General features: G+C 48.4%; 15 protein-coding genes and 2 pseudogenes. 10 read left to right on the forward strand and 7 right to left on the reverse strand.

All coding sequences use genetic code 11. The annotated features are described in order from the left end of the window. Window positions 1–377: GerAB/ArcD/ProY family transporter (locus BP97_RS0129650; RefSeq protein ID WP_028552355.1), on the forward strand; the 377-nt coding region annotated here is incomplete at its 5' end. A gap of 13 nt (window positions 378–390) precedes the next feature. On the opposite strand, the gene BP97_RS0129655 is transcribed toward BP97_RS0129650, so the two are convergent. After that, a complete protein-coding gene (locus BP97_RS0129655) occupies window positions 391–1,677 on the reverse strand; it encodes a glycoside hydrolase family 18 protein (protein ID WP_028552356.1) in 1,287 nt (428 codons plus the stop codon). A 198-nt stretch (window positions 1,678–1,875) separates the two neighbouring features. Between BP97_RS0129655 and BP97_RS0129660 the strand changes: the two genes are divergently transcribed. From BP97_RS0129660 to BP97_RS0129700, 9 genes are all read left to right on the forward strand, one after another. Beyond that, window positions 1,876–2,802: a S66 peptidase family protein gene (locus BP97_RS0129660; protein ID WP_028552357.1), complete on the forward strand. Its 927-nt coding sequence runs from the start codon at window positions 1,876–1,878 to the stop codon at window positions 2,800–2,802. Between the two features lie 246 nt (window positions 2,803–3,048). Next, a complete protein-coding gene (locus tag BP97_RS37860; protein ID WP_051621049.1) occupies window positions 3,049–5,232 on the forward strand; it encodes an AMP-binding protein in 2,184 nt (727 codons plus the stop codon). Continuing rightward, complete coding sequence (gene lplT, locus BP97_RS0129670; RefSeq protein WP_051621050.1) at window positions 5,177–6,415, forward strand: lysophospholipid transporter LplT; 1,239 nt, start codon at window positions 5,177–5,179, stop codon at window positions 6,413–6,415. Before BP97_RS37860 ends, lplT begins: the two co-directional genes overlap by 56 nt. A 175-nt stretch (window positions 6,416–6,590) precedes the next feature. Beyond that, window positions 6,591–6,791, forward strand: coding sequence for a cation transporter (locus tag BP97_RS0129675; RefSeq protein ID WP_028552359.1), 201 nt, complete (start codon window positions 6,591–6,593; stop codon window positions 6,789–6,791). A 74-nt stretch (window positions 6,792–6,865) separates the two neighbouring features. Continuing rightward, window positions 6,866–9,286, forward strand: a complete 2,421-nt coding sequence (locus BP97_RS0129680) for a heavy metal translocating P-type ATPase (protein ID WP_036746777.1) — start codon at window positions 6,866–6,868, stop codon at window positions 9,284–9,286. Between the two features lie 249 nt (window positions 9,287–9,535). After that, window positions 9,536–10,150: an NAD(P)/FAD-dependent oxidoreductase gene (locus BP97_RS0129685; RefSeq protein WP_028552361.1), complete on the forward strand. Its 615-nt coding sequence runs from the start codon at window positions 9,536–9,538 to the stop codon at window positions 10,148–10,150. Window positions 10,151–10,178: 28 nt separating this feature from the next. After that, window positions 10,179–10,862, forward strand: coding sequence for a response regulator transcription factor (locus tag BP97_RS0129690; protein ID WP_036746779.1), 684 nt, complete (start codon window positions 10,179–10,181; stop codon window positions 10,860–10,862). Beyond that, window positions 10,859–11,989: a sensor histidine kinase gene (locus tag BP97_RS0129695; protein ID WP_028552363.1), complete on the forward strand. Its 1,131-nt coding sequence runs from the start codon at window positions 10,859–10,861 to the stop codon at window positions 11,987–11,989. Before BP97_RS0129690 ends, BP97_RS0129695 begins: the two co-directional genes overlap by 4 nt. 58 nt (window positions 11,990–12,047) lie before the next feature. After that, a complete protein-coding gene (locus BP97_RS0129700; protein ID WP_028552364.1) occupies window positions 12,048–12,890 on the forward strand; it encodes a hypothetical protein in 843 nt (280 codons plus the stop codon). Between the two features lie 78 nt (window positions 12,891–12,968). On the opposite strand, the gene BP97_RS39935 is transcribed toward BP97_RS0129700, so the two are convergent. The 6 genes and pseudogenes from BP97_RS39935 to BP97_RS41275 form a co-directional block, all read right to left on the reverse strand. Beyond that, entirely contained in the window at window positions 12,969–15,038 is a 2,070-nt protein-coding gene (locus BP97_RS39935) for a pectate lyase family protein (protein ID WP_081824425.1), read from the reverse strand. An 84-nt stretch (window positions 15,039–15,122) separates the two neighbouring features. Then, window positions 15,123–15,545 carry a GtrA family protein gene (locus BP97_RS0129710; RefSeq protein ID WP_028552365.1) on the reverse strand — a complete coding sequence of 141 codons (423 nt, stop codon included), beginning with the start codon at window positions 15,543–15,545 and terminating at the stop codon, window positions 15,123–15,125. Continuing rightward, window positions 15,529–16,524, reverse strand: coding sequence for a glycosyltransferase family 2 protein (locus tag BP97_RS0129715; protein ID WP_028552366.1), 996 nt, complete (start codon window positions 16,522–16,524; stop codon window positions 15,529–15,531). Before BP97_RS0129715 ends, BP97_RS0129710 begins: the two co-directional genes overlap by 17 nt. A gap of 50 nt (window positions 16,525–16,574) precedes the next feature. Next, window positions 16,575–19,796, reverse strand: coding sequence for a glycosyltransferase family 39 protein (locus BP97_RS39455; RefSeq protein WP_081824426.1), 3,222 nt, complete (start codon window positions 19,794–19,796; stop codon window positions 16,575–16,577). A gap of 118 nt (window positions 19,797–19,914) precedes the next feature. Beyond that, window positions 19,915–21,090, reverse strand: a pseudogene (locus tag BP97_RS41270) (right-handed parallel beta-helix repeat-containing protein); the annotation flags it as partial. A 102-nt stretch (window positions 21,091–21,192) separates the two neighbouring features. Further along, a pseudogene (locus tag BP97_RS41275) lies at window positions 21,193–21,786 on the reverse strand (family 16 glycoside hydrolase); the annotation flags it as partial. Between the last annotated feature and the right edge of the window lie 351 nt (window positions 21,787–22,137).

The raw sequence follows: 22,137 nt of genomic DNA on the forward strand, positions 1-22,137 counted from the left end.
GCCCCACCCTTGTGGCAATGAGCTCTCTGCCCTTTTTGCAGGCGGTGCAGCTCATATCCATCGCGCGCATCTTTGAGCGCCTGGATGTATTCGTCTCGCTATTGATTTATATTGGTCTGTTTATGAAAATGGTCACCTTTTACTTATGCGCGGTGCTAGGGCTGGCTAACTTGACGTCTATTGCTTACCAACGCTGGGTATGGCCGGTGGGCTTACTTATTTTGATCGCCGCTTTTATGGAGCCTAATTACACCTATCATATTTCATTAGGCTTTAACCTCAGTCTCAAGCTGTTTCCAATATTTCAAATCATTATTCCTCTATTCCTTTTCATGACCATGGTTATTAAAAAGAGGAAGAGCATAACGTCCACCTGAACTGGAAGCACCGTTATTTTTTCACGACTCGAAAATTTTCCTGAATCAACAGCCAGTTTTGCGGAAAGTCCAGTCCCAGCTTCCAATAGCTGATCCCGCGGAGATCCAGCTCTTTGAGCAGATTGAATTTAGCTTGGATGGATCGCGCGTCCTCGAACCATACGATATGCCGCTTGCCTGCATCATCTGTATATTGAAAATGAGGCGCTTGCGCGACGTAATCATATTCAATCCCTACCCTGCGCTCTCTAGCCAGGTTGATCGCCTGCTGAGGACTGAGCGCTTTTGCAAATCGTCCCCCGGGTACATAAGGCAGCGTCCAATCATACCCATACAGATTTTGACCCATCATCACTTTGGATGCCGGCATTTCTGTAATCGCATATTCGAGCACCCTGCGTACCGATGGCAGTGGAGAAACCGGCATCGGCGGCCCCCCGCTATAGCCCCACTCATAGGTCATTATTATGACAAAGTCAGCTACCTCACCATGTACCTTATAATCATGCGCTGTGTACCATGCTCCGGTCTGTGTTGAGCTTACTTTAGGCGCCAACGCTGTCGACATTAAGAACCCTTGCGCATGAATTCTTGTTGCCGCCGTTCTCAAAAAATGGTTGTAGGCCTCCCTGTCGGATGGACGAAGATGCTCGATATCGAAATGAATATCGCGGAAATGGAGCTCCTTCGCCGTGTTAATCACGTTATCCAGCAAACGATCTTGTACGGCGGGATCGTTCAATACGATTTCCCCCAGCTCCGCACTGAACTGCCCTTTTTCCAAATTCGTGACGACCATCATCAATGTAACGCCTTCTCGATCCGCAATAGCGGCAAAATCATTGAGCGGAGGAGCCTTAAGCGTGCCATCCCTCATGATATGAAAGCTAAATGGTGCCAAGTAAGTAAGATTCGGTGCAGCATCAGCAGCAGCCTGATGGAGCGCTGGAGACACCTGTTCCCCCCTCGGTTCTACATAGGCGTTAATCTCTGCACTTCTACGCGGCCGCGGAGGAACATAAAGCCGTGTTCCCGCCTGCAATGGGACACTCCCGTCCAAATGATTCGCTTGCGCTAGCGATATTTCCGTCACACCCAGCTTGGCTGCAATCGACTGCAGGCTATCTCCTGGCTGTACCCAATAATACATTCCTACAATAGGAATGACTAATGCTTGACCTACGACAAGACTCTCCGGAGCCGATAATTCATTAGCCTCAGTAATCGATTCCATTGACACGCCATAAGCGCGGGATATACCATACAGCGTTTGTCCGGATTGCACAACATGAATTTGCATATAACCTCCATTCTCAAACCCGTACTGCGCGTCCGGGCTGCGAGATCATCCGTGAATTTGCTCTTATTCCCATTGTATTTCTCTCTCCGACAGATGATGCTCCATAACACTATTAATTCACGATAAAGCAGCATAGATATAGAAACAGAGAGCATAGGCCGATCCGGTTTAAGGAGAATAATGGAGGAGGTTATTTGAATGACCATACAACCGCCCCTTTTGCAGCCCGGGGATACGATTGGAGTTGTGAGTCTGGGAAGCCCGCTCCCTGCCTCCGATATAGACAGCGCGGTCACCATACTGAAAAATATGGGGTTTCAGGTGATACTAGGCAACTATGTTTATGCGGATAGCGGTTTTCTTTCGGGAACAGACGAGCAACGGGCATTCGACTTAATGAATATGTTCGCTAACCCGCAGGTGCGCATGATCTTACCTACACGAGGAGGAGTCGGCATTGCGGGAATACTGCCATACCTGGACTATCGCACTATCTCCCTCAATCCGAAAATTGTGTCCGGCTACAGCGACGTTACCGTACTATTGAACACGTTGTATCAATTCAGTGATTTAATTACTTTCTCCAGTTTAATGCTGATCAACTTCCGTATGAACACGCCTGCTTATAATTTCAATCAGTTTTTCGGAATGATCTCATCCACCGCCTATCCCAAGCCGATTCAGAATCCACCGGGCATTCCTCTTGTGCCCAAGGTAGCTGGCAACGTTACAGGCCGGATCGTAGGCGGCAATCTGACTTCCCTCGTGGACACGCTCGGCACTCCATATGAGATCGATACCCGTGGCCGCATCTTATTTCTTGAAGAAACGCACGAGCAGATCAATAGAGTGTACCGTATGATCAATCATCTAAGGCTGGCGGGCAAATTCGCTGACTGTATCGGGATTGTCATGGGAGAATGCACCGACTGTCAGACTTCCTATGGCAAAACTTACGACGATCTGATTAACGAGGTTATGGTTCCTTTGGGAAAGCCGATGCTTACGAATCTTTCCGCTGCGCATGGTACCTATAAAGCCGCAGTTCCGATAGGCGCTACCGCCAATCTCAATACGCTCAATGCTACATTAACTGTAATGGAGCCTACAGTAAGCGCAAGATAGTATTGCTCTCTTCTGCTTTAAGAGGCAGGATACAAGTACCCACGCGGGGTATCTCCATACAAAAGTTGATGATCATTCTTCTTGGGAATACCCCAATGCGAACCTTCAATTATCAGCTTCATAGGTTTCTAACAAGGGTACTATATAAAGTTAGTACTCTTTTTTTGCATGCGCTGCGTATACAATACAAGTATAACTTAGCACCAGGTATTAAGAGCCTGTCCAACAAAAGAGGAGTCGATTCCGATGCCCATCCTTATCGCAATCCTGAAGATAGTATTCCGTCTATGCTTTAAATTCAAAATATCCGGTCTGCACAAGCTGGACTTCAGCCAACCGACCATCCTTATGCCTAACCATGTATCGCTCTTGGACGCGATCCTGCTGGCTGCCTACCTGCCGGAAGAAGCCGCGTTTGTCGTCAACACCAAAATCGCAAAGCGATTCCGGCTTGTCCTCAAGCTGCGCAGGCACATTACCGTAAATCCGTTGAATCCCTACTCCGTAAGGACAATGGTAAAAACGGTCCAAAGCGGCGTACCGCTCGTCTTGTTCCCTGAAGGGCGTATTACAACAACTAGCGGGTTGATGAAAATATACACCGGTATCTCTTATATCGCGCTAAAAACCGGAGCACAGCTGGTTCCCATCGCTATCAATGGTGCGGAACGCTCCAAGCTCTCCTACATTGGCCGCAAAATAAAAACCGTCTGGTTTCCAGTTATCGATATTCAAATCGGCGACGCTTTCGTTATCGAGCCTCAACCGAATGTATCCATGAAACGTCAAAAGGAGCAGGCAGCAGACACAATCCTGCTAGCTCTGCAAGAACAGCTGCTGCAAAGCAGATTAAAGCCGCAAGTCAACCTGTTCGACGAGCTTCTTCTGCAGGCTTCCCTTCACGGGAAGCGTCGAATCATCTGCGAAGATCTCTCGCAGCGCATGACTTACGGCAAGCTGATCACGGCTTCGCACATTTTCGCTCGCATGCTTCGGCCGGTACTGAAGGAACAGCCTACAGTTGGGGTGCTGCTTCCCAACTCCATCGGTCATGCGATTGCTTTGTTCGCTCTATTCCGTCTCGGTATCACCCCGGCCATGATGAACTTCTCTGCCGGGCAGCAAAGCCTTCTCGATGCTTGTGAAACAGCGGGGCTGGAGACGATTGTGACTTCCCGCCAATTTATCGCTGCTGCAAAGCTTGAACAAACCGCGAATGCCTTGGCAGCTAAATGCCGCCTTATCTACCTGGAGGATGTCAAAGCATCCGTAGGGTGGAGCGATCAGCTCGCAGGACTGCTGGATCAAATGACTGGCAAGAAGGCGGTTACGGGAAGCCGCGATGTCATCTTGTTCACCTCCGGTAGCGAGAGCAAGCCAAAAGGGGTCGTACTCGGACACGAGCAGCTGTATGCCAATATACAGCAGGCCAAAACCGCATTCGATTTCAACTCATCCGATACTTTGTTCAATGCACTACCGATGTTTCACAGCTTTGGGCTCACCGTAGGGACGCTGCTGCCGCTGCTTACTGGCGTGCCTGTGATCCTCTATCCAAGTCCCCTGCATTATAGGGCCATCCCGGAAATTGTGTATGACCGGAATGCGACTATCATGTTTGGAACATCCACCTTTTTGGCTGGTTATGGTCGGGCTGCGCATCCATATGATTTTCATTCGGTCCGTTATGTCGTTGCCGGAGCAGAGAAGCTCAAGGATGAGGTAAGGGAATTATGGAGCCGTAAATTCGGTATACGGATTTTGGAAGGCTATGGTACGACAGAAGCGGCTCCAGTCATTTCTATCAATTCCCCCCTTGCTTACAAGCAAGGTACGGTTGGCCGGATACTGCCTGGCTTGCGTTACAAAGTCGAACCTGTTGCCGGAATCGAATCGGGAGGAAGCCTCCATATTCAAGGACCTAACATAATGAAAGGTTATCTGATTCACGGCAAAGGCTTCATCCCATGCCCTGAGTGGTACGACTGCGGAGATATCGTAGAATTGGATGCGCAAGGCTTTATGACGATTCAAGCTCGATTGAAGCGTTTTGCCAAAATCGGCGGAGAGATGATTTCTCTCCAGCTTGTCGAGGAAGTAGCCGCAGCTTGCTTTGCAGATCCTTCGCTCACTCTTGCTGCAGTCAGCGCGGCGGACGGCCGCAAGGGAGAACGTATCGTTCTGTACTTGACGAAGACGGGTTACAATCTGCAGGAGCTCAAGACTTACATGGCTGCCAAAGGCTATTCGCCGCTGCTGCATCCGTCTCGCTTGGAAACCATAGATAAGCTGCCGCTGCTAGGCAGCGGTAAAACCGACTATGTCGCGCTTAAGAAATATACTGATTCTGTAACCCAAAAAGGAGCGGAGCATAATGAATCCCAGCCTTCCGACAAAACCAGCATCCACAACCAAACCAACCGGGCATAAAGCGCTGAACGCGCTTTATGTGACGCAATTTTTATCTGCTTTCGCGGACAATATGTCCCTATTGGTCATCTCAGGACTACTGACCCGAAATGGATTTTCCGCTGAATCGTTGGCTCTGGTGAGCATGGCTTTCTTTCTGCCTTACATCCTGTTGGCACCTTTCGTTGGCCCTTTCGCAGATAAATACCCCAAAGCCTTGGTGCTGGTAGCGGGAAACGCCCTCAAATTGCTTGGGATTGCTTTGCTCCTTATCGTAGATTCCTCAAGTATTGTCATGCTCATGCTGTGTTATTTTACCGTCGGCATCGGGGCCGTTGTCTACTCCCCAGCCAAATACGGTATCCTGCCCGAGCTAACGGCTAACGAGCAGGAGCTTTTCAAGGCCAATTCCAGAATCGAGGCTTACACCATTCTCGCCATTCTTACAGGGATCGGCGGTGGCGGCGCCATTGTTGCCTCGGCTTCTCCGTTATGGTCATCATTAGTCTGCGCCGCCCTGTATGCTGTATCGCTGTGCATGACCTTTCGGATTCCAAGAACGCATGGTGATCGGTCAATCCGCTATACTCGAGAAGCTTTGCAGTTTTACAAAAGCGCTGCCCAATTGTTCCGCAATCCGATAACGCAATTTTCACTTATTGGCACAGGTGCCTTCTGGATGAGCTCCGCCGTTCTGCGCACAGCCGTCCTAGCCTGGATTCCGGTTTCACTAGGCTTTCGTTCCGATGATGTTCAAGTATCTCTAATCCTTGCAACGACTTCCATAGGCATTATCGCCGGGGCCTTCCTTGCTCCTAAGCTGATGCAGCTCAAGCAATTTTTCAAATCCGTTCATTTTGGTTATATCATGGCAGCGCTGATCTTTCTGTTTCCTTGGATTCACAGCACTCCGATCGCTATCTTATTGCTGTTAGCTGTCGGCTGTATGGGAGGTATCTTCATCGTTCCCATGAATACAGTGCTGCAAGAAGAAGGGCTGCGTATCACAGGGGCCGGCAAAACTATTGCCGTTCAAAACTTGATAGAGAACATCTTGATGCTGGCAGGCTCGGGGCTGTATTACGCAGCGGTCGATATGGGAGTATCGATTTCCGGTGCGATCGCTTTTCAAGGTGGCATCCTTCTGCTCTTCCTTGTTTTCCTCAGCTTTAAAATGAACAAACTGAAAGTGCAGCATCACTGACTTTACTTTATGACATATATTAAAGACCTCTCCCTCATGGATGAGGTTTTTTTGCTTATGGAAATAATTTCGTTTCACCCATTGACATACCCCATGGGGGTATATTATAGTGAATGTATCGAATAACAATCTAACCTCAATTTTAATAAATAACCTGTTGAAGGAGATGATAAAGATGAAACATATTACATTAAATGTAGCGGGGATGTCATGCGGACACTGTGTCCAATCGATCGAAGGAGCGTTGAAGAAACTCGGCGCACAAGGCAGTGTCGAACTGGGTTCCAAAACGGTATCTATTGAATATGATGAGACCATCCTTTCCTTGGAGTCCATAAAGAACGCGATTGAAGATCAAGGCTACGAGGTTAAATAATCTGTATAAAGCATCACTTATTTTTTTTCACATAAATATACCCCATAGAGGTATATAAGAAGGAGTTGTCCCCCATGCAAGAACAAGAGCAGCATCAATCTACCCTCCAAATATCGGGAATGACCTGCGCCGCCTGTGCCAACCGGATTGAAAAAGGGTTGAAGAAAATGGACGGTGTAGCTGAAGCAAATGTCAACTTCGCTCTAGAGAGAGCTTCCGTTACTTTCGATCCTAATAAAGTAAGCCTCGACAGCCTTGAACAAAAAATTCAAGCCTTAGGCTACGATACGATAAAAGACTCCGTAGACTTCGAACTAAGCGGAATGACCTGTGCAGCCTGCGCGGCAAAAATAGAAAAAGTGCTCGGCAAGCTCCCCGGCGTCAACTCGGCTACCGTTAACTTTGCTCTCGAAACCGCTCACGTAGAATATTCAGCAGCTGAAGTTACAGTCGAAGACATGATCAATCGGGTTCAAAAAATCGGCTACGAGGCACGCGTTAAGCAGGATCATGCCCCGGATACCGACCATAAACACAAAGAAATCGCCGCGCAGAAGAGAAAAATGTGGATCTCGGCTATTTTATCTCTTCCACTGCTGTGGGCCATGGTTAGCCACTTCTCGTTTACTTCATGGATCTACTTACCTGATTTCCTCATGAACCCATGGGTTCAGCTAGTATTAGCGACCCCGGTTCAATTCATTATCGGCAGCCAGTTCTATGTCGGTGCCTTCAAGGCACTACGCAATAAAAGTGCAAATATGGACGTTCTTGTCGCTCTAGGTACCTCCGCAGCGTACTTTTACAGTCTTTATCTCACGATTCAGTGGGCTCTTGGCGCTAATGGACACCACGCACCGGAAATGTATTACGAAACAAGCGCAATTCTGATTACGCTCATTTTGCTTGGCAAGTTGTTCGAGATGCTAGCCAAAGGCCGTACTTCTGAAGCTATCAAGAAGCTCATGGGCCTGCAAGCCAAAACGGCTCTAGTCATACGTGATGGCCAGGAGCTAAGTGTCGCTGTGGAGGATGTTATCGTCGGTGATGTAGTTCTTGTTAAGCCAGGCGAGAAAATTCCTGTCGACGGCGAGGTATTGGACGGAATTTCCTCCGTCGATGAATCGATGCTGACCGGAGAAAGCCTCCCTGTAGAGAAAAAAGCCGGTGACGCCGTCATCGGGGCCACCGTGAACAAAAACGGAAGCCTGAAAGTTAAAGCGACCAAGGTCGGTAAAGAAACGGCGCTTGCACAAATCATTAAAGTTGTAGAGGACGCTCAAGGCTCCAAAGCGCCGATTCAACGGATTGCGGACCGCATATCCGGGATCTTTGTCCCTATTGTCGTAGGAATCGCTCTTGTTGTATTCCTGATTTGGTACTTTGCCGTTGTTCCCGGTGATTTTGCAAGCGCATTGGAAAAAGCCATCGCCGTGCTCGTCATCGCTTGCCCATGCGCACTGGGTCTTGCCACTCCGACTTCGATTATGGCCGGCTCCGGTCGTGCTGCGGAATTCGGCATCCTCTTCAAAGGAGGAGAGCACTTGGAATCGATGCACAAGATTCAAACGATCGTCCTCGACAAAACAGGAACTGTAACGAAAGGCAAACCAGCTTTGACCGATGTTCGAGTCTTGGATATGGATAAGCGCGAAGTGCTGCAGCTGGTAGGCTCGGCTGAGAAACAGTCTGAGCATCCGTTGGCGGAAGCTATCGTTGAGGGTATCCGTGAAAAAGGAATTCAACTGTCCGAACCGGAGCAGTTCGAAGCGATTCCGGGCTATGGTATCCGTGCCGTTGCAGCCGGCAAAGAAGTTCTTGTCGGTACCCGTAAGCTTCTCGACCGTGAAAGCATCGATTACACTCGACTTCTTAACGAGATGGAGCAGCTGGAATCTGCCGGCAAAACCGCTATGCTGATCGCCATTAATGGGCAATTCGCTGGCTTGGTTGCAGTAGCCGACACGATCAAGGAAACATCCCGTGAAGCGATAGCACGGATGCAGCAAATGGGTATCGAGGTCATCATGATTACCGGCGACAACGAGCGGACAGCCCGCGCCATTGCCGATCAAGTTGGCATCAGCCGCGTGCTTGCGGAAGTACTGCCTGAAGGCAAAGCAGACGAAGTGAAAAAGCTTCAAGCAGCAGGCAAAAAAGTCGCCATGGTAGGCGACGGCATTAACGATGCACCCGCGCTGGCTACAGCGGATGTCGGCCTTGCAATCGGCACAGGCACTGACATCGCGATGGAAGCCGCAGACGTCACTCTGATGCGTGGTGAGTTAACCAGCATCCCGGATGCAATTCTTATGAGCAATAAAACAATGGCTAACATTAAGCAGAACTTGTTCTGGGCACTCGCTTACAATTCGCTTGGCATTCCAATCGCTGCTATAGGGCTGCTTGCACCATGGGTAGCCGGAGCTGCAATGGCGCTAAGCTCCGTATCGGTTGTGCTCAATGCACTCCGGCTCCAGCGGGTCAAATTGTAAGGGACTCGCGAAACTCAGAGTGTCGAGAAACCGATGATGCAGTATGCGTAGTACTCCGGTGGGGTATCCCCTTCAACCGCTGTTATTCTCGGGAAATTTCAATTAATTCGCTTTAGCATTGGTGATTTCCCGATGACAAACGCGGGCGCTATCGCTCCTCCAGAGAATACCCCACCTCCAACCTACGCAAAACTCAGTCTATGCTTTCGAAGCAAGTTTTGCTTCGCAAAACTCTAAGGAGGTTTTCCCATGACCACTCAAAAATTTGCCGTTACTCCCGGCTTCGAAGTAGGAGGAAGTCTGTTCAAGCCAGAACAGCTGGCAGTTCTTGGATCGCTCATCGGCCGCGACGCCAAGATCGAGCTGACGACCTTCAAACAACTGTATGTGGAAATGGATGAGGAACGCATCGATGAAGTACAGCGGCAGCTGAAGGAGCAAGGGCTCTTCATCTACCCTGCTGGCTTCTATACGAAAAGCCTTATCGCCTGTAACTTTTGCCGAGGGGCCGAGGAGGCCGGGCTGGATATGGCAACCGCACTGAACGACGCTATATCCGGGCTCCCGACTCCGAGTCCTCTCAAAATCGGATACGCCGGCTGTGCACTTGGTACCAGTGAGCCCCTGCTTAAGGATATCGGGGTCGTTAAGATGAAGGATACTTACGACATTTATGTGGGTGGTGAGCCTAAATCCATTAAAGCGGCTGTTGGCGAGCTATTTCTGTCCGATATCCCTGCAGACAAAGTCATCCCTGTTGTCCGTAAGCTTATTGAGTATTATCAGCAAAATGCCAAGAAAAAAGAAAAATTCTCTAAGTTTATCCAGCGAATTCCTATAGAGACTTTACGCAACGCCGTTTAAGGAGGCCCTTTCGTTGAGCAAAACCATCATGATCGTGGATGACGAGGAAAAAATTCGTGAAGTTGTCGTCTCGTATCTGCAAAACGAGGGCTTCCTCACTCTCGAAGCGGCAACTGGTGCGGAAGCTTTAGCTTTGCTTCATTCCTCCATCATCAATCTTGTCATCTTGGATCTTATGCTTCCCGACAAAACTGGAGAGGACGTATGCCGGCACATCCGGTCTACCTCTCCTATTCCTGTGCTTATGCTAACCGCCAAAGTATCGGAAGATGACCGGGTTCACGGGCTAACCTTGGGAGCAGACGATTACGTATTGAAGCCATTCAGTCCCCGCGAGCTCGTCGCCAGAGTCAAAGCCGTTCTGAGAAGAACTCAAGACGATATGCCGCTCGCGGACCGGCTCTCCTTTCACAATGACGAGCTGACTATCGATCCTTACCAGCATGAAGTCTACAAGAATGGGCAGCGTGTCAGCTTAACGCCCAATGAATACAAACTGCTCATCCTATTAGCCCGAAATGCAGGGCGCTATTTTACGAGAGAAGAGCTCGTCGAGAAGGTTATCGGCTTCGATTTTGAAGGAGATTCCAGAGCAATAGATCAGCACATCAAAAACCTTCGGCACAAAATAGAGGCCGACCCCAAAGCCCCCATCTTCATCCTTACCGTGTATGGCGTCGGTTATCGATTTGGCGGAGGAATCGAGTCATGAGAGGACTGTATCGGCGGTTTGCATTTACCTTTATCTGCATAACATGCGGTATCCTGCTTATCGCAAGCATCGTCTTCATTCTTGAAACCCACTACCACTTTGCATTGTATCAGCATCAGTCCATGGACATGGGTGCAGATAACGCGCAGTTGAATGCGCATTTCGAACAAGCCCTTGTACAATCCGTCATTTGGACTGCCGTAGGCGGCATAGCTTTAGCCTCTGTTGTAAGCCTGTACGTTGCTAAGCGAATGACTTCCCCTCTGCTGGAGATGAAGGCTGCAGCCATGAAAATGGCCGAGGGCAATCTTCAGGCACGAACGAAGCTCGTAGGCAATGACGAAATTACGGATCTGGGGCTATCGTTCAATCATTTGGCCGAACAGCTGGAGAAGCAGGAACAGTTAAGAAAAACAATGACTGCCGATGTTGCTCATGAGCTTCGCACTCCCCTTGCCACTTTAAAAAGCCATATGGAAGCGATGATTGAAGGAATCTGGGAGCCGTCTGCCAAGAGGCTTAAGAGCTGCCACGAGGAAATCGAGCGGTTAATTCATTTGGTTGGCGACTTGGAGCAGCTGACCCATTTGGATTCACCGCATTTTCAATTACACATGAAATCGGAAAATATGGTTTCCATTGCATCTCAATGTGTACAGGCCATGCAAGCAGCCTTTCAGCTAAAAGGCGTACAACTGACGCTGCACAAGCCTAATGAAGACATCTTCGCGATAGTAGATCGCCAGCGAGTATGTCAAATTATCATAAATGTTTTGTCCAATGCTTTAAAATACACGCCTGTCGGCGAAACTGTAGCTGTAACCATGGCAGGCGATCATCGGAGCTCAACTGCGACAATCTCCGTCCGAGATACGGGTATAGGTATCGAGAGTCGAGAACTTCCCTTCATCTTCGAACGATTTTATCGGACCGATAAGTCGAGGGATCGCAAATCAGGAGGCAGTGGCATAGGCCTTACCATTGCGAAAAAGCTGACAGAAGCCCACTGCGGCAAAATTGAAATCCAAAGTGAAGTTGGTCGAGGCACGACGGTCCAAATCCATTTTCCAATAAAATCGAAAAAGAGCAGCTTATCTACACAGGATCTTCAAAAGTCCCGGATATAATCGATGTATTAGCTTACGAAGCAAGTTTTGCTTCGCAAAACTCTAAGGAGGATCCCAAATGAAAAAAGCAGTTACAGCCATAGTATTGACCGCGGTACTATTAACGGCCTGCGGCAAAGCAGCCCCCTCTTCTACTGGTCATGAAGGAATGAATATGAGTTCACCAGAACCAGGCGGACACACAGGACACAGCGCTGAAACAGCCAAAACGGACGAAGTAAAGGCGACCTTTACGCTCACCCCGGATAAACCCCAATCCAAGAAAGATGCGCAGGCCGGGATTCAAATCACGGACAACAGCAATAAAGTCATTGAAAACTTCGACTTGTCTCATGAGAAGAAGATGCATTTGATTGTGGTAAGCAAGGATTTGTCTTACTTCAATCACATCCACCCAGACTATAAAGGCAATGGGTTGTTCGATATTACGACCCAATTCCCGGCAGGAGGACAATACAAGCTGTTTGCCGATTTTGTTCCGACAGGTAAGAGCTCTACGACCAAGAGCCAATGGATCACGGTCCAAGGCAATGCTGCTAAGCCAGTAGCCATTCAACCCGATACCAATATGACGAAGGTTGTTGACGGCAAAGAAATTACGCTGGCTTACGATCCCTTGAAATCAGGCAAGGAAACGACGCTTACCTTCACAATTAAAGATGCTGCCACTAAAAAGCCAATGACAAACTTGCAGCAATATTTGGGAGCTGTAGGTCATGTCGTTATTTTAAGCGACGATGCGGAGCAATATCTGCATGTGCATCCTATGGAGGAAAAGGCGACCGGACCCGACGCCAAATTTATGACCACCTTCCCTAAGAGCGGCGTCTATAAAATATGGGGGCAATTCCAGCACGAGGGGAAAGTATTTACTGTGCCTTACGTTGTAAAGGTTCCTTAAAAGGACTCTCTTCCAAAAGAAAGAGGCCGTCCGCAGTTCAAACTGAACTGTGAACGGCTTTTTTCATGTTAGGAATGCTTAATAGCTAGTTAACAGCCAATTTGTCTTCGCCCATGTCAGCTTACCGGAGCCTGATCCATTGGAAGCAGTGAGTCTTGCCTTTAATGTCGCAGGATCATCTGTTGTGTAGCTGTATGGCAGCGAAGTAAAGCCGTTCCAGGAAAACGCTTTGACTGCCGCAGGAACCGGAGCAAGAGGGCTGCCTGCAGTATCGCTGCTGCCTCTGAAGGACGATCCGTTCAAGGAATACATCGTATCCAGAACACGGATTTTGCCTGTGTAGCTTGCATCGGAAGCATCTGCCTGATTATTGCGAACCGGAGAAACAACATCAATAATTTGTGACTTCTCAAGCAGTACAGCTCCATCTTCAGTAGAAATAGCACCATTACTCGTTACACCGAAATGATAGCCTTTGGAAGAAAGTGCCGATTCCATGGCAGAAGTGATTTTTTGCTTGGCCGCATAAGCAGCCGCATTATCCATGACGATATTGTACGCGTGGGTGTTGCCGCCTCTCAGACGAGGCATCCGGTCTTGGATGTCCAAGTAATAGTTATGGTGCAGCGTAACTTGCAGATTCGCATTATCCGAGGCAAATTCCGTTGCACCGATAAGATGACCTTTCTTTTGCGAAGCTGCGATGGCGATAATGTCGGCTTTGCTAAGACCTATGGAACTGCCGCGCAAGTAAGCATACATCGGATAGGCCGACATATTAGCTTCCATGGCGTTGATTTGCTGCGTTACCCAACTGTTGGAGCTACGGTCATCGCCTTTGAAGGTAGACCAAGAAATGGTGACACCGTTGCTGCCTTTTTTCACATCGACAAGACCGTCATAAGCTTTGTTGAATGTGCAGTGGTCGATCCATACTTTGGAGCTGGCACCTTCAATCGTTACATAATCCCAATCGTTTTTATCATAGTTTCCTTTGGTGGACTCATCCCACTCCCAGAGCTCGTCAAATTCAAGATTGCGGATGATAATGTTGGAGCAGTATTTGATATCGAAGGAAGCATGCTTAATTTTGGCTCCGTTAGCGGAGAATATGGTCAAGCCGTTGAAGCTGTCGATATAGATTTTGCTGACTCCCGTCGTTAGGAGAACCGGATGTGTCAGCGGCGTATTGTTGGCCACGAAAGGAGTTACCTTAGCAGCGGCAGGGATTTCGTTCCATCCCAGGTTTAGATCGTTCATAATCTCAATGACCTTCACACCAGAGCCCTTTTTGAGTGCAACGGCCAGATCGGTAGCGTTATATACCTTTTTATACCGGGAATCCGTCTCAGGAATGTTGCCGCCCCCTGTATTGCCTGCCGAGAAGCCTGCGAGATTATATTGGCTGAGGGTGCCTGGTGTTGATGTAGGAGTTGGCGTAGGTGTCGGAGTTACCGTTGGTGTTGGTGTAGGTGTAGGAGTTGCAGTTGGTGTAGGCGTTGGTGTGGAGGAAGAAGATGTGCTGTCCGAAACCGTAATATTATCGAATTTCGCTGTCGTTTTGAAGGCAACAAGCCCCACGGCCCCTGAAGTTAGGCTAGTATCTGTCGCAGTAAGATGCAAGGTGCCGTTAACGTACATTTTAATGGAGGAACCGACCATTTCCAGCTTGACCGTATACCAGGTCCCTGTTGCAAGACCAAAGTTCGTCTTCGTAGCCAAAGTTGTCGTGGAACCGCTTACTTTCTTGCGGATTTCCAGAGTACCTCCACTGCTGTTGTACAACGATGCAGCATAGAAGTTGTTGCCGTCCTTATATCTTCCTGCCACATAGGTACGGTTGGAGCCGTTGAAATTATCGATTTTGACATTTGCCTCAACGCTGTAATCCGTCCATGTCGAGCTGCCTGCCGATGTGCGTCCTTCATCCGTGCTGGATTGATAATAAACATAGTTACCGTTATCCTGTACAACAGACCAGGTGCCTGTAGTCGATGTCCAGCCATTCGAATTGCCGTCATCGAAATTATCGCTGAACAAAGTCGCTGCACTGGCAGGATACATAACGAACAAAGAGAACATGAGGGATAGACAAAGAATGAATGCAGCGTTTCTTTTACCGAAGTTAAAGCTTTTCAATAAGCTCATAACTTACCTCCCAATGATTGTTTTCTTCTGCCTCTTGCCTTTGTTAGAAAGCAAATAAAGAAGAGATGCGCCTCCTGTTTCACCTCACCCCCTCTCAGCCGCTTTAGTGAAGACCCACATCCGGCTAACGCAAAAATTAATCACCATCATTCCGCCTGTCACGGCAAGCTTCGCCCATAACACATTCAAGTGCCCGTATTGGGTGAGCAGCATTAGTCCCAGTGTCGATAACCCTAAGGTTACACCGTTTAACAGCAAGAACCGTAAGAAGGTGGTTCGTCCCGTACCAGAGCCTGCCTTCTGTCGAAAAGTCCAACGACGATTCCAATAATAACTGTTCAACACACCGGCAAAATAAGCGATGCCATGGGCTCCATAAGCCGAAATTTCGCATGCCGAATACAGGACCAGGAAGACGCAAAGGTCCACGGCCGTATTCAGTATACCTACTAGGTTAAACTTGATCAGCTGACCGATCGTTCGGACAGACTCATCGGATAGCTTCATAACGATCCTCTTGCTCGGCATGGGTCTTTGGCTTGCTCTCCTGTTCATACCCTGCTCTTTCCCAAATAATATAAAGCGGCCGCCCCTTCGTCTCATCATAAATACGCCCGATATATTCCCCTATGATCCCCAAGATAATCAGCATAATTCCGTTGAAAAATAAATTGATCGCAACAATCGAAGACCAGCCGGTAATCGTTGTATCCGTGAACAGTTTTTGATATACCACGATCAAAATATAAATAAAGCTGACCGCTGATAAAATAAATCCCAAGTATGCCGCAGCCTTCAACGGTTTGTAGGAAAACGAGGCGATAGCGTCAATAGCGAAACGGATCATCTTGCGAAGCGGATACTTGGTAACCCCCGCCCAGCGTTCCTCTCTCGTATATTCCACGAAAGTCTGCTTGAAGCCGGTCCAACTGACAAGACCACGCACATAGCGGTTCTTTTCGGTCATTGCCTTCATAACGTCACACACTTTGCGGTCAATTAAGCGAAAATCTCCTGCATCCACCGGGATATCCACACTCGTCATCGATTTCAACAATCGGTAGAAGAGATGGGCGGTCCATTTTTTAAACATCGTTTCGCCCTTGCGTTCCAAGCGTTTGCCGTAAACTACATCGTAGCCTTGCTTCCACTTGTCGATCATCTCCAAAATAACCTCTGGAGGATCTTGCAGATCCGCATCAATAACGACAACTGCCTGCCCTTGCGCGTGATCCATCCCGGCTGTAATAGCAATCTGATGGCCAAAATTACGGGCAAAATTCAAAAGGCGCACATTCGCATCCTCGCGGCACAAGTCTTTTACGATATCGGCTGTCCGATCTTTGCTCCCGTCGTTTACAAACAGCAGCTCATACTGTTCATCGAGCGTATCCATCACCAGTCTGAGCCTTCGATAGGTCTCTTCAATGACTTCCTGTTCGTTAAACATAGGAACGATAATGGAATACCGTATGTTCTCCTGCATAGAGGTCCCTCGTTTCAATTATGGAATGCGGCCAGTTGTTCACCGGACTTCTAGAAAAACTGCCATTGCGGAAACCATTTCAGCACATGTTCTGCATACGACCGATCCACTATAAGACCGGACAAAACCGGATAAAACATCAAGAAGCAAATAGCAGCAGCAGCCAAGTAAGCATATAGCCAGCCTATTTTTCCCTGTTCCGACTCTTTTATTTGCCTGTAATAATACGTGATCGCCAAAATGGAGAATGGTACCATCCCGAAATAATGATAAATAAACGTCATCCGCGGTACGAACATCCAGGGAATATATTGCGAGAAAAAGGCGATGACGATAAAAATAACCGTCGTGTTCCTGGACTTTATCATTTTGAAAATAAACATAAGGATGGATAAAAATCCGACCCACCAAACCAAAGGATTACCGATGGCTACAATGCTGGATATTGTTCCGGGTGGCAGCTCGGATGCTCCGTAATACCATACCGGCCTGCTCATGACAGGCCATTGCCACCAAGAAGAGCTGAATGGATGGGTGCCTTTAAGCTGGCTATGGTAATCGAGCATTTGCTTCTGATACGACCACACCTCGCCTAAGCCATGCCCTGTACCGGGAACAAGCATGAACGGAATATACGACATTACGTAGATGGCTGCCGGAATCAGGACATAGAACACGATGCATACGACCAACGTAATAAGGGTCCTCTTAGGAAATACATCCCGGATATGCCGCCACCTTGCTTGCTGCTTATCATCCGAATGAAGTGCCGTCGCCAAACCTTTTCCGGCTGCAGCATACTCACGATAATGCCAGAACAGCCACAGGAAGAAAATCAATGCCAAGCCGCTGCCCGCATAGAGTACAATCCATTTGGATGCAGCTCCTATGCCAAAGAACAGTCCACAAAGAGCCAACAGTACCAAAGACTTCCGCCAGTCCGCCTCAACCATCCTCGTTGAGACATAACGGTACATGAAGTAGAACATCAGCAATATAAAGAAGACTCCGTATACGTCGATAGTAGCGATTCGCGTTTGTACAAAGTGGAGTCCATCCACTGTCAGTAAAAAGCTAGATACAAAAGCATATTCGCTCCTGCCGAACATCCGCTTGCCGAGCAAATACATAAGCGGAATCATGGCAATGCCAAACAACGTGCCCACAATACGCCAGCCAAACGGATTCATTCCGAACACCATGATCCCCATGGAAATCAACAATTTGCCGAGTGGCGGATGCGTCCATTCATAAGGCTCGATGCGATGTAAATGCTCGTACGCGGTACGTGCATGATAAATCTCATCAAAGTAGGTTCCATTCATGAACGTCGACCTGTAAGCAGCTTGAGAAGGCTCATCCACCAGCTGGCGAACGGTATCTGCTTTGGACGGAGGGTCCATATTCTCTCCCTTAATGGAGAGCACAGGTACAGGCGTTTCACTGCCTGCCGCGTAGACAGCAAGCTCGTTAAGCGTGAATGTAGGACGTTCAACGGTCAGCTTAATATATCTTCCCGTTTGGTTTATCGGAACGATCTGCCACATAAACACTTTAACGATATCGTTCGACACCTGAATCGGAGCGCTCCAAGCCTCGCCATCCTCGCTGATCTCATAAGTAAAGCTCCCGTCACCGACTCCCGAGAAGCTGTTGATCCTGTCGATCAACTTATTCTCTCCCAAATCCAGGATCACCTGTTCTCCGGCCTTGGATGCTTGCCAGCCTGTCTCAGGCGCTTTCATAGAACCGAGATGGTACAAAGCCAGTATCGAATAAATCAATACCAGGCCACCCAACAAGAGCGTGTCCTTTCGTCCCCAATTTAAAGGCTTGTGCTCCGGCAGCTGCCATAGCATAGTGCGATGCATTCCCGTTTCCGCTGCTGCACTGGTTTGCGCTCTAGCTTCGCTGCTGCTCTTGCGTACGTCTTCCTCCTCCAGCCCCTCAGCTAATCCGAACCTCTGATTCCTAACGATCGTTAGCCAAGCCCATCGGCATAAATAAAGGAACAGCCCAACGTTGACCATCGAAATGATGGTTATAACAACATCATCAGCAGGTATATGATAGGACTGATGCAAACTGTCCAGCAGTACTTGATCCACATTGATGAAATGGGTCAGGCTCAAACCAACAAAGCTATACAGCAGCCGCCTGTCGTGAAGATATACGAACCCCATGAGCAGCAATAGCAGCGCATAGAACAAATATCTCTCATGCATTTTAGTCAGAACAATGAACGCTCCGGTCATGAGTATACCGGCGATTACGGCGAGCTGCGTCTCATCCTTATTGCTTTTCAGGTACAAATAAACAGCGTACAAAAGCACGCAGGCCATCAGCACAATACTCCATGACTGATAGGTGAGGAACAGCGCCCGATCTGTAATCGGAGCGAAGTTGCCTCCTAACAAGCTCATCAAATTGTAAGCATTCAAGCTTGCGTACGGATAGGACGCTAGCGTGCCGAAATACAAACTAAAGATCCATAACGGACCCTTCAATATAAGAAAAGGAGCTGACAGCAAGCTGAATACTGCTAACCCGCTAAGGAAGCTGACGAAAAACGACTTCCAGCTGCCGCGGCGAAAGAACACAAGCAGTAATAGCGGAGCAAACAGAAGTGCTTGCGGCTTAATAAGCAAAGCGACGGCATACAGAACGGATCCTTGCCGCAGCTTGCCCCGCATGATAGCCTCAATAAACAAAAACATCCACAGCATAAAAAAGGAATCGACCTGGCCCCAGCCTGCCGAGTTGACTATAATCGCCGGGTTAAGCAAATACAATACGGAAGCTCCGAGAGCGATAAAGCTGCCCGCGTGACGCGCTCCCCATCGGAAAATAAGATAGGACGTCGCCAGATCTGCAGCTATCGCAGGGCTTTTCAGCAGTACCAGAACCCATGGCGAATCCCAGGATAAATGCAGCGCGCTGCGAAGGATGCCGATCACGTATAAGACATAAATATATCCAGGCGGATAGTCGACGAACATATCTCCTGTATAGAAGCGCATCGGTCCTGCTGAGGCAGCGTGATCCGCCCAAGCCTTGAACGTGTTGATGTCCACATCGTATCCGTACACGCTGTATGCAATCACCAGTCGAATGACCAAACCTAATCCAAGAACCGCCATACTGATTCGCCCGACCATGGCTGAATCCTGACGAATCGTTCCTTCCCGTATCCAATAGCGGTAAACCAAGCCGAACAGCAGCATGAAGAGCATGCAGTAGATCCATGTAGAATTGATTTCCTTCGCCCCCATTGATCAAGTGAATCCCCCTGATTGCCGCTTTTTCGTTTGCAAAAGGAGGCGTCCGAATGATGCTGGAGCAGCATCCGAACGCTTTATCACTACTTATTTATCCATCTTAAGCAATACTTTAATTATGACCGATATCCGTTCCGCTAGGCGTTCCCGCTCCCTTCATGTCGCTGCCAGATACCAGCTTCAGGAAATTACCTAAATTCGGGGAACCGTCTGCATTGCGGGTTAGTGCAGGTGTCAAGCTGACAAAATCGTCATCGGCCGCTACCAAGCCTTTGGCATTGGTGCTTTTGTTGTTTTTCCACCAAACGTTGGAGCTGCTCACATCAGTTCCGCTCGTTTTGTCGCTGGAAGAGCCTTTATAAGACAAGTTGTTCGTAAATTGGTGCGTGCCGGTATCAAATGCGTAATTGCTCTGTCCATTGTTGTAGGAAGTATTATTCTTCAAAGTAATGGAGCCAGGATTGCTATTGTACGTGAACCCGTGCTTTTTATTGAGATAGGCAACTGAATTGATCACGATGTGATTAACGGCGATTTTTTCTCCGCCCAGTTTAAAGCCGTTCCCGTCGCTGTTGCTAGTACTGCTCCCTGTCGAGGTTTGGCCGTTATGATGCGCAATACTGTTCTTGATGGTTACAGGACTGATGGCTCCCGTGTCCGTCTTAGTGTACAGATCCCAACCGTCGTCGGTGTTGTAGGCGGAGATGCACCCATCGAACACATTGCCGGGGCCGACTGTCAGCTTAGCAGCAAATCCATCGGCATCCTCCCCATTGTCTGGGTCAAAATTATCATGAGAATACGTGTTAATAATTTCGTTGTAGCTAGGCCACTCGCTATTGGAAGCCGATGACGCGTATCTGCCGATTTGCAGACCGGTATCCCTGTTATTGTGGACATCAAGATTTTCGATCCGATTATAGTTGCCGGCTACATAGATGCCGTTATCCGCGGAGCCCCTAACCTCCAGCCCTTTGATGTACCAGTAGCTGCCGTTGATTTGCAGTCCTCTGGCATTTTGGGAAACGTCCGAGGCATTATAAGGCTGTGATGAGAAATCGAGCACCGGCTTTTCCGAACCATAAGCAACGATTTGTTTTTTGGCGCTGGCCGTCCCGCTGTTCGTACGATCTATTGTAATCTGAGTGGAGTAAGCATACGTCCCTCCACGCAAATAAATCGTACCTCCTGGAGCCACTCTCGTAATCGCGGAAGTCAGTGTAGTCGGGCTGCCGATGGCACCCGAGTTGCTATCCAGACCATTCGGTGCCACATAGAGAGTACCTGATGTCGGTGTTGGCGTTGCTGTTGGCGTCGGCGTCGGTGTTGCTGTCGGTGTTGGCGTTGGCGTTGGTGTCGAAGTCGATGTCGAGCTGTCCGCAACGGAAACGTTATCAAATTTGGAGACCGTTTTGTAGGCAACCAGCCCTATCCCACCAGACGTTAAACTGGAGTCCGTGGCGGATAGCTGTAAAGTACCGTTAATATACATTTTAATAGAAGTTCCAATGATTTCAAGTTTTACCGTATACCATGTGCCTGAAGCCAGTCCAAAGTTTGTTTTCGTAGCTAAGGTTGTTGTAGAACCGCTTACTTTTTTGCGGATTTCGAGTGTTCCACCGCTGCTGTTGTATAAGGATGCCGCATAAAAATTATTGCCATCCTTATATCGCCCTGCGACATAAGTACGATTGGAGCCATTCCAATTGTCGACCTTAACATTGGCGGTCACGCTGTAGTCCGTCCAGGTTTGGCTGCCTGCAGATGCGCGTCCTTCATCCGTGCTGGACTGATAGTACACGTAAGAGCCCCCATCCTGCACGACAGACCAGGTTCCATTCTGAGTTGTCCAGCCGTCCGCATTTCCATCGTCAAAATTATCATTGAACAATGTGGCTGCCGAAGCAGTACTGAACACCATCATGGCAACAAGCAAGGATAAACCCAGCAGTAAGGCACCATATTTACTTTTTGCGATTCTCATTCGTTAATTATTCCTCCTTCTTGGTATGAATTGCCGCAGGCGAGGCAGGATGTATACCTATTCTTGTTATCACCTCCTGTATATTAGTTTTATCATGGAAGCATCCTGTCAGGCTTCGCCTGCCGTTCCAATGAACTATCTTAAACGTATCCTGAACGGTCCATTACATCAATAAACACATTTTAACCAAATGCTGTAAAATGCATGATCCAAATAGGTCTCGCAATAATCATTTGCTTAGAAAATGCCTCCAAAATAAAAAAAACAACGCCCTATTATAGGTACGTTGTCCTGATTTTTCTATATGGTTCACTGCTTAATTACCCTTGTTCGTCTTGTGCTGCAGAGCTC

This window comes from Paenibacillus sp. UNC451MF, assembly GCF_000686845.1.
In the GTDB taxonomy this organism is placed as follows: domain Bacteria; phylum Bacillota; class Bacilli; order Paenibacillales; family NBRC-103111; genus Paenibacillus_S.